The organism is Pseudoalteromonas sp. Angola-30 (assembly GCF_028599215.1).
Classification (GTDB): Bacteria; Pseudomonadota; Gammaproteobacteria; order Enterobacterales; family Alteromonadaceae; genus Pseudoalteromonas; species Pseudoalteromonas atlantica.
This window is the reverse complement of sequence record NZ_JAQREI010000009.1, coordinates 43,557-57,919: the sequence shown is the minus strand read 5'-3', so window position 1 is coordinate 57,919 and position 14,363 is coordinate 43,557. Positions and strand designations below refer to the sequence as shown.

The following is a 14,363-nucleotide window of genomic DNA, read 5'->3' as shown; positions in this document are numbered from 1 at the left end:
CCGTTCTAAACTGACCGCTGATAACTTATAGCTGACAACTCTTGTTTTAACCCACAAAAAAGCCGCTGTATTTTGCAATACAGCGGCTTTTAAACCATTACTCTAAATTAATAGATTATGATTTTGGAGCACGACCCGCACGCTTACGCTCACTTTCAGTTAAGTGACGCTTACGAATACGAATGTTCTCAGGTGTTACTTCTACTAACTCGTCATCATCGATGAACTCAAGCGCTTGCTCAAGTGTGTAGTTCAATGGTGGCGTCAATGTTTGTGCTTCATCTGTACCAGATGCACGAACGTTAGTAAGTTGCTTACCTTTAAGGGCGTTAACTGTAAGGTCGTTATCGCGGCTATGAATACCGATAACCATACCTTCGTAAACTTCAACACCGTGACCGATGAATAATTTACCACGCTCTTGTAAGTTAAATAATGCGTTAGTAAGTGCTTTACCTGTAGCATTTGCAATCATTACGCCGTTCTTACGAACACCTAGCTCGCCACCTTTGTGCGGACCGTAGTGATCGAATGTATGGTAAAGTAAACCAGAACCTGAAGTTAACGTCATGAACTCAGTTTGGAAACCGATTAAGCCACGGCTTGGGATCATAAAGTCTAAACGCATACGGCCCTTACCATCTGGTGCCATATCAGTAAGTTCACCTTTACGAAGACCAATTTGCTCCATGATAGAACCTTGATGCTCTTCTTCACAGTCAATTGTTAATGTTTCATACGGTTCTTCTAATACGCCATCAACAGTACGCAAGATTACTTCTGGACGAGATACAGCTAGCTCATAACCTTCACGACGCATGTTTTCGATTAAGATACCAAGGTGTAATTCACCACGGCCCGATACGCGGAAGCTATCTGGGTTGTCAGTATCAGCAACACGAAGTGCAACGTTATGTACTAATTCTTTGTCTAAACGCTCACGAATATTACGTGATGTTACAAACTTACCTTCTTTACCACAGAAAGGAGAGTTATTTACAGAGAACGTCATTGTTACTGTTGGCTCATCAACACTTAGTGGTGGTAATGCTTCAACGTTGTTAGGGCAACAAACAGTATCTGAAATCTTAAGCTCGCCAAGACCTGTTACCGTTACAATGTTACCAGCGTAAGCTTTATCTGTTTCGATACGCTCAAGACCTAGGTAGCTTTGTACTGAACCAATTTTGCCGTTACGTGTAGAGCCATCAGCACTAACAATCGTTACTTGCTGGTTAGGCACAACAGAACCACGTTTGATACGGCCGATACCGATTACACCTTTATAAGAGTTGTAATCAAGCTGAGAAATCTGCATTTGGAAGTCACCTTCAGGATCTGCATCCGGTGGTGATACTTCATCAACGATCATTTGGAACATAGGTTCCATGTTGTCAGACGGCTCGTCTAAATCTAGTGTAGCCCAACCGTTGATTGCTGAAGCGTAGATTACTTTAAAGTCTAGCTGTTCGTCAGTTGCACCAAGGTTGTCGAATAAATCAAAGATTTGATCCATAACCCAATCAGGACGTGCACCTGGCTTGTCGATTTTGTTGATAACAACAATTGGCTTTAAGCCTTGCGCGAATGCTTTTTGCGTTACGAAACGCGTTTGCGGCATTGGACCTTCTTGAGCATCAACAAGTAATAATACTGAGTCAGCCATCGAAAGTACGCGTTCAACTTCACCACCAAAATCGGCGTGTCCCGGGGTATCTACGATATTGATATGGTAGTCTTTCCAAGAAATGGCTGTGTTTTTAGCCAAAATGGTAATACCACGTTCTTTCTCAATGTCGTTTGAGTCCATCACACGCTCTTCGTTACCGCCGCGTGTTTCTAATGTACCTGATTGCTCAAGTAGTTTGTCAACCAATGTCGTTTTACCGTGGTCAACGTGCGCGATAATCGCTATATTTCTTAACTGTTCGATGCTCATATTTTTACTCAGAGAAGTTTATTCTCATTGATCCTGCAAGATCTACGCACTCATCTGCGTTTTCACCAGATGTCCCAGCATAGGATTTAAAAGGGCGCATATTATCCCTCATTAATGACATGGATGAAAGTTTATCCAATACAATTTTAAAAACTTTCTTAATACTTTTACTAAGTATCTGTTTTTTATATGACAATTATATGAAATAAATTTCGACAAATTACATAAATTGTCGTTTTTTAGCTAATTTGTTGATTGCTTTGGCACTATTTACTATTTAAGTTAAGCTGATTTAGGTGATTAAAATACGTGCAGAATCGAGCGTGAAATTTTTGCACCAATGTGGATATTTTACGCACCACAAAAGTGCAAAGCCCGTGACCACTTTTGTGCAACCATAATTTTTAACTTAATAAACAGCAAGTTAAAATAATGGCATAAAATCGGCTTACTAAAAAACCAAAGCATTTAATGCAGCAATAATAAAACCCAACAGTTGGAGGACACATGTCACAATCGGTTTTAGATTTTATTAAAGAAAATGACGTTAAGTTCATTGATTTACGCTTTACTGATACTAGAGGTAAAGAACAACATGTTTCTATTCCTCATCACCAAGTAGATGAAGATTTTTTTGAAGACGGTAAAATGTTCGACGGCTCTTCAATTGCAGGTTGGAAAGGCATTAACGAATCAGACATGGTACTTATGCCAGTAGCTGATTCAGTAAAATTAGACCCATTCACAGAAGAAGCTACGCTAATCGTACGTTGTGATGTTGTAGAGCCATCTACACTACAAGGTTACGAGCGTGACCCTCGTTCAGTTGCTAAACGCGCTGAAGAGTACATGAAATCTACCGGTATCGCAGATACAGTTTTATTTGGCCCTGAGCCAGAATTCTTCCTATTTGATGATGTTAAATACAAGTCAGATATGTCAGGTTCTATGTACAAAATTGATGCTGTTGAAGCAGCATGGAACTCAGATAAAGACTACGAAGGTGGTAACACAGGTCATCGCCCTGGTGTTAAAGGTGGTTACTTCCCATGTTCACCAGTTGACTCTTCACAAGATTGGCGTTCAGCTACTTGTTTAGTACTTGAAGAACTAGGCCAAGTAGTAGAAGCACATCACCACGAAGTTGCAACAGCGGGTCAAAACGAAATCGCAACTCGCTTTAATACAATGGTATTAAAAGCGGATGAAATCCAAGAGATGAAATATGTTATTCATAACATGGCTCACCTTTACGGAAAAACGGCCACATTTATGCCTAAGCCTGTTGTAGGCGATAACGGCTCTGGTATGCACTGTCACCAATCTTTAGCAAAAGACGGTGTTAACCTTTTTGCTGGTGATAAGTACGGTGGTCTTTCTGAAGATGCACTTTACTACATTGGCGGTATTATTAAGCACGCTAAAGCAATCAATGCGTTTGCAAATGCCTCAACTAACTCGTACAAACGTTTAGTACCAGGTTTTGAAGCACCGGTAATGCTTGCATACTCTGCACGTAACCGTTCTGCATCAATCCGTATCCCAGTTGTACCATCTGAAAAAGGTCGTCGTATCGAAGTACGCTTCCCAGATCCAACTGCTAACCCATACCTTGCTTTCTCTGCAATGCTTATGGCTGGCCTTGACGGTATCAAAAACAAGATCCACCCTGGCGATGCTATGGATAAGGATTTATACGACCTACCAGCAGAAGAAGCAGCAGAAATTCCACAAGTTGCATCTTCACTAGATGAAGCGCTAGAAGCACTTAGTGCTGACCGTGAATTCTTAACGCAAGGTGGCGTATTCACTGATGATTTAATCGATGCTTACATTGCACTTAAATCTCAAGAAGTTGAAAAACTTAACATGACAACTCACCCAGTTGAGTTTGAAATGTACTACAGCGTTTAATACGCCGTAGACAAAATTATCGATAAGATAATAAATGTGTGTTCTCAAGCCCGCTTAGCGGGCTTTTTTTTATGGTAAATTAGGGTTATCTCCACTAAAGTTATGTAATTACAAAATATGCAGGGTAGCAATGTGAATTACAGGATATTATTACTATTTTTTGCTTTAGGATTAAGCATTTATAGTTATGCAGGCAATAAGAAAATTTATGCTTGGAAAGATAAAAATGGTGTTTTAGTGTTCTCAGATACACCACGTAGTGGCGCGCACGAAATAAAACTAAGCAGCCAAGATCTTACCCTGTCTGAGACCGATAAACACCCCCCTGGTTCACCACAACCAACACACCCTAACCGTTTTCAAATTATGATATCGTCGCCTACACATAACCAAACCGTACGCGAAAACACCGGCTCGGTGTACGTAACAAGCCGCATAACACCGCGTTTTGAAGCTGGCTTTACCATACAGCTATTTTTAAACGGTAACGCTTATGGGCCCGCAAGCGATTTATCAACGTTTGCTATACGGGATGTAGAAAACGGAGCTCATACTTTGTATCTCAAACTTTATAATAAACAAAATCAAGCCATTGCTATCAGTCAGCCCAGTACCTTTGTGATGCAAAGAAAGGCTGTAAACTAAGTACAATGTCTCATGAAGCAAAATTAGCGCAGCAGTATTTACTGATTAAAACTTGCTTGCAAATATTAACGCACTAAAGTGGTGCAAAGATGTCAAACGAACAAAATTTTAGCCCTGAACTTCTCAATGCCATTTGGCAAAATCAAACTACATCGGTCATGTTACTTGATAAAAGTTTTACCCTTGTTTATGCCAACACCAGCACCAGCGAACTACTCGGCTTGGGTAAAAAGCGCATTATTGGGCAAACCTTTAACAGCTTATTTAATTACCATTCTGTGGATTTAGAGCGCATAGCCCAGTACTCACTTGTTGATGGTGTAGATTGCAGCCAGCACAGAGCTGACGTGGTCTTTATAGATTCTCGCCATGCAAAAATAGCCATTACATCGCGCCAAGTTAAGTTTAAAAACGAACGCTATATTTTACTTGAGTGTCGTAAAACCGATGAAGAAATAAAACACGACAAAGCCTCTAACCAAATGCATCAATATCAAGCTGCACGAAATTTAATTAGAGGGCTTGCTCACGAAATTAAAAATCCTTTAGGGGGAATACGCGGAGCGGCGCAGTTATTGCAGTATGAGGTAGATCAACAAGAAAGGGACGAATGCGCTGAGCTTATAATTGAGCAAGCCGACCGATTACGCGAATTAGTTGATAGGCTACTTGGGCCAAATCAGCTTCCGCAAAAGTCGTATGGCAATATTCACCAAACACTTGAGTCGGTTGTTAAATTAAGCACATTAGATAATTGTAAAAATATTAGTCTAGTTAAAGATTACGACCCAAGTATCCCTGATGTGTTTATTGACCAAGGCAAGGTTCAGCAAGTTGTACTTAATATTGTACGCAATGCTCAACAGGCGTTAGTTGATGGCGGTGAAATAAAAATAAAAACCCGCATTAATCATCAGTATCGCCGCCCCGGAAAAGCCCCTAAAAAAGCCTTGTTGATCCAGGTTTCTGATAATGGACCAGGCATAGACCCTAGCGTTCGCGAAACATTGTTTTACCCGATGATCACCAACAAGGAAGGTGGCTCAGGGCTAGGGCTTTCAATCGCACAAACGCTCATAGATCAGCACGACGGTTATATAGACTGCGATAGCTGGCCTGGCCATACTGAATTTAATATCTATCTGCCTTTTGCAGATTAATGTTTTGGAGTTGGCATGAAAACAGTTTGGCTTGTAGATGATGACGCATCAATTCGCTTTGTATTAGAAAAAGCGCTGACACGCGCAGGGTTTGAAGCAGAAAGCTTTGCAAATGCGCAAGACGTGTTAAGCGCGCTTAAATTTAGCCAGCCAACCGTGTTGGTATCTGACGTACGGATGCCAGGCATGGACGGCATGGCATTGCTTGAACTCATAGCAGAGCAAAACCCAGGGCTGCCGGTTATTATAATGACCGCCCACTCAGATTTAGACTCAGCGGTTAACGCATTTCAAAAAGGCGCGTTTGAGTACTTAGCCAAGCCATTTGATTTAAACGAAGCCGTGGCATTAATCGAAAGTGCCTGTAGAGCAAACTCAACTAAAAAGACTAAGCGTAAACAAGTTCCACCTAAAAGCGCGCACATTATTGGCGAAGCCCCTGCGATGCAGGAAGTGTTTAGAGCGATAGGTAAACTGTCGGCTTCAAGTATGAGCGTACTAATTAATGGTGAGTCTGGCACAGGTAAAGAGCTTGTTGCCAGCGCTTTGCATAACCACAGCCCACGTAAAGAAAACCAGTTTATTGCATTAAACATGGCCGCTATTCCAAAAGAGCTTGTGGAGTCTGAGCTATTTGGCCACGAAAAAGGCGCATTTACTGGTGCCGATAGCGTTCGTAAAGGCCGCTTTGAACAAGCCAATGGCGGCACACTGTTTTTAGATGAAATTGGCGATATGCCACTGGATGTGCAAACACGTTTATTACGTGTACTCGCCGATGGTGAGTTTTACCGCGTGGGCGGGCACCAAAGTATTAAAGTTGATGTACGCATTATTGCTGCAACGCATCAAAATTTAGAAGATTTAGTAAAACAGGGTAAATTTAGGGACGATTTATTTCATCGTTTGAACGTTGTGCGCCTTCGTTTACCGGCTCTTAGAGAAAGAACTGAAGACATTGAGCGCCTAGCGCAGCACTTTTTACACAAAAGCGCAAAAGATCTACAAGTAGAAAGTAAAGTGCTAAGCCCAAAAGCCACAGAGCAGCTTAGGCTATTTAGCTGGCCTGGTAATGTTCGCCAACTCGAAAACACCTGTCGCTGGTTGACCGTTATGGCCCCTGGTGAATTAGTAAGTGAGCAAGACCTACCACCAGAGATCATTGATGCAGCGCCTGTTCAACAAGAAGGTGATTGGCTCGATGCGTTTCAGCAATGGCTCAATCAAGAGCTTAAGCAAGGTAAAGAAAATATTTGGCCCGATATTCAAGCCCAGCTTGAAACTCGCCTTATAAAAACAGCACTGGCTAATTGCTCTGGCCATAAACAAGATGCAGCCATAAAAATTGGCTGGGGGCGCAACACGTTGACCCGCAAATTAAAAGAGCGCAATATTAGCTAGTTTCTAACCGTTACTCGTTGGCCCTAGGATGAAATTAATAGAACACATTCCATTATTTAAACAAATGGAAATAGTGAATAGATTGCACTTTTTTAAAGACTTCACCCTTGCTGAACGCCAAGTGTTATTAGAGTCGTTTGGGTTATTGTATTTAATTAACCAGCATCAGTTTTTATTTAAACAATACGATAACGACAAACGCTTATACATTGTATTAAGTGGTGCGTTACTTGTTTTTAAACATAACCACTTGCTGGAGCTTGGCACTATAGAGCCCGGTGAGTTTATCGGTGAAGGCGCATTTATTAATAACCGCGAGCGCAGTACGAGCGCTCGCGCTAAAACCGACACCATAGTACTTGCCATTACCCCAGAGGCACTTACTCGCTTGCCTAATGTAATACGCGAAAAAATTAAAGATAGAATCATAGAAGGTATGAGCCTGCGTATTGCAAAGCTGAGTGAGCACATAGAAACCCACGGTTAACTCTATCACTCAGTCCATGTAAACAATTTGTAGTGAGCAATCAAGCCAGCTGGGGTGATTAACATGCGCCGTAAATGTATACGTATCGGATGGCTTAGCGCCAAAGGGCGTTGCTACAAGCGGCTGTGAGTGGCTATATGTTTGCGAGTAGGTTTTATAATAAATAACAACATAACCATATAAAAACTCCCAACCTAACCTTACAACAGCGCCGCTGGGTAAGGTAAAGTCAGCGTGTTCATTTGAAAATCTAACCGCTAAGTCATTGTACTTGTCTTCGCTGCATTGGGTTGTTCTTAGCCGAGACGGCATAGTAAAAGCATCTTCTCCATCAGTGCTCTTTAAATAAAAACCAATATTGCCATCGCCATAAAAATGATTTGATCGTGTGGTGTAGTTAATTTCGGGCTGATAACCTAGCTCTTGCATAATAATAGCTAACTGCTCAGTTTCTTTTGGGTAAATTTTATCGCTTGATAAGAGTAACGTAGCCTCACCAAAGGTAGATGGGATTTCTAGCGCTACGTATTCATAAGGAAGATTTTGTGCTTTTAGCGCAGCATCGAGCTGCTTGCGCTGCTCATCTTGCAAGTTTTCACTAAAAACATAAACGGTAGGTTGTTGGCACGCAGTTAATAAAAGTACCCACATACAGATTAAAATGCCATTTTTCATAGCGTCCCTCCAATGATTACAATTGTAGTCTATTGGAGGAAACTATCTATAGCAACTTAATACTCATGTGCTTAATTAAGTATTATTGTACGTTGGTATAATTTGTTTGGCTGTCTAACCAGGCATCTACACTTTGGCGCGTATATAAAACTTCGTTAAATAAGCGATGACGTTCAAATTCCAGTTTTGATTTTTTAAGTGGATCGCCACTAATTAGTCGACTGTGCGTATCGTTAAACTTAGAAATAACCGAAAAGCCGCGTTCATCTTGCTCTTTGTGTGTTTTTACCGAGTTAGCTAAGTGAGCTCTTACATCATCTGCTGTCAGCATATCTGAATTATCTAAGCCCATTAGCTCTTTTTTCATTGCTAATCTTATGCCCATTTACTGCTCCACTTATATGCAGACCTAAACAATTAAAACGGTGAAATAATTACCATGTTTTAGGTACGATTTTTTATTTGCCAAAGCAATAGCAAATAGCACACCAAATTTTTGCTAGAGCATACGCATCAAATGCTGCAGTTTTTTTAAAGTTGAAAAAAGTTTTATATTTATCACTCTTTTTTATCCCACTCGGGCGAGCTTGCTAGGTGCAAAAAACAGTGCAAGCCTTTATACTTGCTGCTTATGCGCCACCAACAGAGATAACCATGTCAGAAGAATACATTGAAATTGAACTTGAAGAAGAACCTATAGAGCTTTGTAAATTACTAAAAGTACTCGATTTAGTAGAAGGTGGCGGCCAAGCTAAAAACCTAATAGCGCAAGGCTATGTTGGGGTTAACCATGAAATATGTACAATAAAACGGAAAAAATTATACAGTGGCGATGTACTTGAATTTGATGGCGAGCTTTTTCAACTCACTTTAAGTGAAGATGCGACTCCTGTAGAGCGCCCAGTGGCAACAACCCAGCCACAGCCAGAAAAAACACCCAATGAAACAGCTCAAAAGCCGGCAAAAAATAAAAGAAAGCGCACTAAAAAGCCAAAGGTTGATGAAAACACAGGGCGCCGCCCTATCTCATTTGGCTAGCCATTAGCGCTTTGTGCCATTTTTATTATATGTATAGGCTAGCTTGAACAGTTAGCCTTTTTGCTCTTTAATTACCTCGTAAAATACAATAAAAACAAGGTAATAATATGACAACCTCAGCTACACCCAATTGGTTTAAACCCGCCCTGTGGGCAGCACTTATCTGGAATTTATTAGGTGTGTTTGCATTTATAATGCACCTTATGATGACCCCCGAGATGATAAGTAAACTTCCGCTAGATCAACAAGCTGCATATTCAAACGTGCCTTTATGGTCTACCATTGCGTTTGCTGTAGCGGTATTTGGTGGCACCCTTGGCTGCATACTACTATTGGCCAAAAATGCACTTGCAACGCCTACCTTTGCGCTATCGTTGGTAGCGATATTTATTCAGCAATTTTATAATTTTATTGTGATAAATAGCATTAAAATGCTGGGGGTAAGCGCGGTGTTTATGCCTATTTTAGTGATTGTTATTGCGTTTTTGCTTTTATATTTAAGTATAAAAAGCAAACAACAAGGTTGGTTGAACTAACTTCCCCCCCTTTTTGTAAACTCATTATTTTGCTACTTGAAAAAACAATTTTAGGTAGCACTTCTATACTTAGTACTGTCTAAAAAACATGCATTGCACTACCTGCTTTTTAGCCTGATTTGTCATATTTATTATCTCTGGTATGCACTTTGCAAACTATTGGCAAATAAACACGTTATTTTATCAAGGACATAATCCTAAGTATCAAAGGGGCAAAAAATGAATAGTTTCGACACCCAACAACAATTAACGATTAATGGCGAGCAATACCATATTCACTCACTTAAAGGATTAGGCGACAAAGCAAAGCGATTGCCCTTTTCTCTCAAAGTATTACTAGAAAACCTATTACGCAATGAAGATGGCGTAAATATTAAAGAACAAGACATTCAAGCCCTTCTTGACTGGGACCCTAAAGCAAAGCCCTCAGCTGAGGTAGCCTTTACGCCGGCACGTGTGGTAATGCAAGACTTTACAGGTGTTCCCGCCATTGTTGATTTAGCAGCCATGCGTGATGCAATGGAAAAACTAGGTGGCGATCCTGCAAAAATAAATCCGCTTTCTCCTGCTGAACTTGTAATTGACCACTCAGTACAAGTAGATGGCTATGGTGACGACGGTGCGTTTGATTTAAATGCCAAGCTAGAATACGAACGAAATAAAGAGCGCTACGAATTTTTACGCTGGGGGCAAACTGCTTTTGATAATTTAAAAGTAGTGCCACCAGCTACAGGTATTGTGCACCAAGTAAACTTAGAGTTTTTAGCGCGTGTTGTTTTTAACGACAGTGAAAACGGAAAATCAATAGCCTACCCAGACACCCTTGTAGGGACTGATTCGCACACCACCATGATTAATGGTTTAGGTGTGCTAGGCTGGGGCGTAGGCGGTATTGAAGCCGAAGCAGCCATGCTTGGGCAACCAATTAGCTTGCTTATTCCTCAGGTAGTGGGCTTTAAATTAAATGGCCGCTTACCCGAGGGCACCACAGCTACCGATTTAGTGCTCACCGTTACCGAAATGCTACGTAACCACGGCGTAGTGGGTAAATTTGTTGAGTTTTATGGTGACGGCCTAGCTGATTTACCGCTCGCCGATAGAGCAACCATTGCCAACATGGCGCCAGAGTACGGTGCAACATGTGGTATTTTCCCCATTGATGATGAAACAATTAACTACCTGCGTTTAACGAACCGCGATGAAGATCACCTCAAACTGATCGAAGACTACGCTAAACACCAAGGCTTATGGCGCCATGAAGGCGACGAAGCGCATTACACAGACACCCTTGAGCTTAAATTAGACGACGTAGTACCTAGCCTTGCAGGCCCTAAACGCCCACAAGACAGAATTACACTTGATAAAGCCGGTGATGTGATAGGCCAGCACCTAAAAGGTTTCCAAGATGAGCGTATGGCTCGTCGTGATAAAAGCGATATTGAAGAAGCGCGCATTGAAAGTGAAGGCCCAACAACCAACCCAGATGAACCGGTAGACGAAGCGCAGTTTATGGGTGCAGCCAAAGTGAAGTTTAAAGGCCAAGAATTTGAACTAAACGATGGCGCCTGTGTTATTGCCGCGATTACAAGCTGTACAAATACCTCTAACCCCAGTGTTATTTTAGCCGCAGGCTTAGTGGCTCAAAAGGCTAAACAGCTGGGTATTAATGTAAAACCGTGGGTTAAAACATCGCTTGCACCCGGTTCGCAAGTGGTAACCGACTACCTTGAAAAAGCAGGCCTAATGGATGACCTAGAAAGCTTAGGCTTTAACTTGGTCGGTTATGGTTGTACCACGTGTATAGGTAACTCAGGCCCGCTTGCAGATGAAATTAGCGAAGCTATTCAAAAGCATAAGCTAGTTGTAAGCTCTATTTTATCGGGTAACCGTAATTTTGAAGGGCGTATACACCAAGACGTTAAAATGAACTTTTTAGCCTCGCCTCCACTTGTGGTAGCGTATGCCATTGCAGGGCGTACAGACATAGATGTATACAACGAGCCATTAGCGCAAGATGAAAACGGTAACGATATTTACCTAAAAAATATTTGGCCAAGCGTGAGCGAAGTCAGCGAACTAGTACAGAAAACGGTAACCAGAGAAATGTTCGAAAAAAGCTATGCCAACGTATACGAAGGCGACAGCCGTTGGCAAAAAATTCAAATTCCTGATGGTAAGCTCTATGATTGGGATGATGGGTCAACTTACATTAAAAAAGCACCATTCTTTGAGGGCATGAGCGTTGAACCACCAGGCGTGCCAACAATTGAAGGGGCGCGTTGTTTAGCTAAACTTGGCGACTCAGTAACCACTGACCATATTTCTCCTGCGGGGGCCATTAAAGCTGAAGCGCCAGCCGGTATTTACTTACAGGAAAAAGGCGTAGAAAAAGCGCAGTTTAACTCGTACGGTTCACGCCGTGGTAACCACGAAGTGATGATGCGAGGCACATTTGCGAACGTTAGGCTTAAAAACTTACTCGCACCAGGTACAGAAGGTGGCGTTACTCGCACCCAACCTGATGACAAGCTTGCCAGCATTTACGATGCCGCAATGGAATATGAAAAGAGTAACACACCATTAATTGTGTTAGCTGGTAAAGAATACGGTACCGGTTCATCACGCGACTGGGCAGCAAAAGGCTCACTCTTATTAGGTGTAAAAGCGGTGGTTGCACAAAGTTATGAGCGTATTCACCGCTCTAACCTTATTGGTATGGGTGTACTGCCTTTACAGTTTAAAGAAGGTGAGAGCCACGAATCATTAAATTTAACTGGCCAAGAGCAGTTTGATATTGAAGGTTTGTACGACAAAACGAATGAAGTGAGCATTATTGCCACGAATGCTGAGGGCAAAAAAGTCAGCTTTAGCGCCGATGTACGTATAGATACCCCTAAAGAGTGGGATTACTACAAGCACGGCGGTATTCTACAATACGTTTTACGTAACATGCTTGACTAATCATATACTTAAAACTAAAAAGCCTAGCAGTCGCTAGGCTTTTTTATGCACAAAAAAATTAACGAGTATTGCAACTTGATATTGCTCTTAACTGGTTATAAGCCCTTAGCCTAACGAAGGCGCAGTAACTCAGCTCACAAATTACAAACCCCCTCATATTGAGTAAGTTTTAATGCTAAGCACACAATAAAATTTAGTACCCACCTATACTTTGCATCTCTTTACTGCGCTGCTCTAATTTTTGCTTTGCCTTTTCGGCATCTTCAAACAGTTTTTGAATAGATTCAGCGTTGTAAACGGTAGGCGTAGGTGGTTGAATACTCTTTTTTGAGGTACTTGCACTGCTACTCAAAATTGAGGTGTCTTCTGCGGCTACAACAGTGACATCACGGGCATCAAGTTTTACCTCAATACTTTTGCCATCTGCATTAGGCGTATCTGAAAAATTCCATTGGCCGTTTTTATCTTGCCACTTATAAATTTTACTACCGGGTTTAATTGTCGCCGCATCATTGTTTACACTCTGCGCAATTTTATCACCCGCTTGCTTTGCACCTTGCACTGCCTGATTAAGCGTATTGGTAGATAACGCGACCATTTTTTCTTTAATTTTGTGAGATTCAGCACTAATAGATGAACTAGAAAGCCATGTTTGGCCATCTGGCTTTTTTAGGTAAAACAAAGAGATAACAGCAATGATCATGACTGATATTGCCAAGTAGGTGAAGTATTTCATAGCGTTCCTGCTTAAAAATGAATCCTTGAAAGGCAAGTCTAATAAAAAATACTTAATCAGGCAATTTTTTTGCAATAAAAAACGCAACCTAAGTTGCGTTTAAATAGTTGTTTAGCATTCGCTTTTTTTAAATACCATCGCCGTCAATATGCAGTCCGCATTCGCGGTTTAAACCAAAAAAGCGCGTTTCTTCTTCGCTCATACCTGGCTCAAGTTTACGCGTAGTATGCACATCACCCATCGACACATAACCTTGCTCCCATAATGGGTGGTAAGGTAAATCATGCTTGGTAAGGTATTGATATACATCGCGGTTTGACCATTCAATAATCGGGTACACTTTTACCGTACCTCGGCTTATCTCAACAAACTGTTTATCTGCACGGGTCGACGATTGGTCACGGCGCAGGCCACTAAACCAGGTACCGGCACCAATTTCTTTTAATGCGCGGGTCATGGGCTCTACTTTATTAAGCTGATTATATTGCTTAATACCGTCCTCGCCTTGTTCCCATAATTTACCGTATTTAGCTTCTTGCCATGCAGGGCTTAGCTCAGCTTTATACACCTGTAAATTGAGTGATAGGCGCGCTGTCATTTGCTCAATAAACTGATATGTTTCTGGAAATAAATAACCCGTATCGGTTAATACCACAGGAATATCAGGACGCTGAGATGTTACTAAATGCAGCATGACCGCCGCTTGAATACCAAAGCTTGATGATAAAAAAGCTGTATCGGGTAAGTTCTCTAGTGCCCATGCAACACGCTGCTCCGCACTCATTGGTGCAAGTATGCCGTTTGCATCTGCAAGCAATGCCGCTTGGCTTTGCTTATCAAGCTGTAATATGTTTTTAAATTCACTCATGGT

General features: G+C 41.5%; 13 protein-coding genes. 8 read left to right on the top strand and 5 right to left on the bottom strand.

All coding sequences use genetic code 11. The annotated features are described in order from the left end of the window. Positions 1 to 115 precede the first annotated feature (115 nt). Complete coding sequence (gene typA, locus PSH54_RS12590; protein ID WP_004589455.1) at positions 116 to 1,939, bottom strand: translational GTPase TypA; 1,824 nt, start codon at positions 1,937 to 1,939, stop codon at positions 116 to 118. Positions 1,940 to 2,446: 507 nt separating this feature from the next. Here typA and glnA point away from each other — a divergent pair. The 5 genes from glnA to PSH54_RS12565 all read left to right on the top strand — a co-directional run bounded on the left by glnA (position 2,447) and on the right by PSH54_RS12565 (position 7,546). Next, positions 2,447 to 3,853 (top strand): glutamate--ammonia ligase, encoded by a 1,407-nt coding sequence (gene glnA, locus PSH54_RS12585; protein ID WP_024031998.1) that lies wholly within the window; start codon positions 2,447 to 2,449, stop codon positions 3,851 to 3,853. Between the two features lie 132 nt (positions 3,854 to 3,985). Beyond that, positions 3,986 to 4,498 (top strand): DUF4124 domain-containing protein, encoded by a 513-nt coding sequence (locus PSH54_RS12580; protein WP_138685779.1) that lies wholly within the window; start codon positions 3,986 to 3,988, stop codon positions 4,496 to 4,498. 89 nt (positions 4,499 to 4,587) lie between these two features. Continuing rightward, positions 4,588 to 5,658, top strand: coding sequence for a nitrogen regulation protein NR(II) (glnL, locus tag PSH54_RS12575; RefSeq protein WP_004589452.1), 1,071 nt, complete (start codon positions 4,588 to 4,590; stop codon positions 5,656 to 5,658). A gap of 15 nt (positions 5,659 to 5,673) precedes the next feature. Beyond that, on the top strand, positions 5,674 to 7,059 hold the full coding sequence (gene glnG, locus PSH54_RS12570) for a nitrogen regulation protein NR(I) (protein WP_004589451.1): 1,386 nt from the start codon (positions 5,674 to 5,676) through the stop codon (positions 7,057 to 7,059). Positions 7,060 to 7,087: 28 nt separating this feature from the next. Next, positions 7,088 to 7,546, top strand: coding sequence for a cyclic nucleotide-binding domain-containing protein (locus PSH54_RS12565; RefSeq protein WP_064386697.1), 459 nt, complete (start codon positions 7,088 to 7,090; stop codon positions 7,544 to 7,546). A 9-nt stretch (positions 7,547 to 7,555) separates the two neighbouring features. On the opposite strand, the gene PSH54_RS12560 is transcribed toward PSH54_RS12565, so the two are convergent. After that, entirely contained in the window at positions 7,556 to 8,221 is a 666-nt protein-coding gene (locus PSH54_RS12560) for a hypothetical protein (RefSeq protein ID WP_273606259.1), read from the bottom strand. Positions 8,222 to 8,303: 82 nt separating this feature from the next. Continuing rightward, positions 8,304 to 8,606: a hypothetical protein gene (locus tag PSH54_RS12555; protein WP_248462982.1), complete on the bottom strand. Its 303-nt coding sequence runs from the start codon at positions 8,604 to 8,606 to the stop codon at positions 8,304 to 8,306. 269 nt (positions 8,607 to 8,875) lie between these two features. On the opposite strand from PSH54_RS12555, the gene PSH54_RS12550 reads away from it, so the two are divergent. From PSH54_RS12550 to acnA, 3 genes are all read left to right on the top strand, one after another. After that, positions 8,876 to 9,259 (top strand): RNA-binding S4 domain-containing protein, encoded by a 384-nt coding sequence (locus PSH54_RS12550; RefSeq protein ID WP_024031994.1) that lies wholly within the window; start codon positions 8,876 to 8,878, stop codon positions 9,257 to 9,259. Positions 9,260 to 9,366: 107 nt separating this feature from the next. Beyond that, positions 9,367 to 9,795 (top strand): hypothetical protein, encoded by a 429-nt coding sequence (locus PSH54_RS12545; protein WP_055255159.1) that lies wholly within the window; start codon positions 9,367 to 9,369, stop codon positions 9,793 to 9,795. Positions 9,796 to 10,014: 219 nt separating this feature from the next. Further along, the gene (gene acnA / locus PSH54_RS12540; protein WP_024031992.1) at positions 10,015 to 12,756 is read left to right on the top strand and encodes an aconitate hydratase AcnA; all 2,742 of its coding nucleotides are present in this window, start codon (positions 10,015 to 10,017) and stop codon (positions 12,754 to 12,756) included. A 193-nt stretch (positions 12,757 to 12,949) separates the two neighbouring features. Here acnA and PSH54_RS12535 read toward each other — a convergent pair whose 3' ends face one another. Beyond that, positions 12,950 to 13,492, bottom strand: coding sequence for a DUF4124 domain-containing protein (locus PSH54_RS12535; protein ID WP_273606258.1), 543 nt, complete (start codon positions 13,490 to 13,492; stop codon positions 12,950 to 12,952). A 127-nt stretch (positions 13,493 to 13,619) separates the two neighbouring features. Further along, positions 13,620 to 14,360, bottom strand: a complete 741-nt coding sequence (locus tag PSH54_RS12530; RefSeq protein ID WP_004589442.1) for a phosphoadenylyl-sulfate reductase — start codon at positions 14,358 to 14,360, stop codon at positions 13,620 to 13,622. Positions 14,361 to 14,363 lie beyond the last annotated feature (3 nt).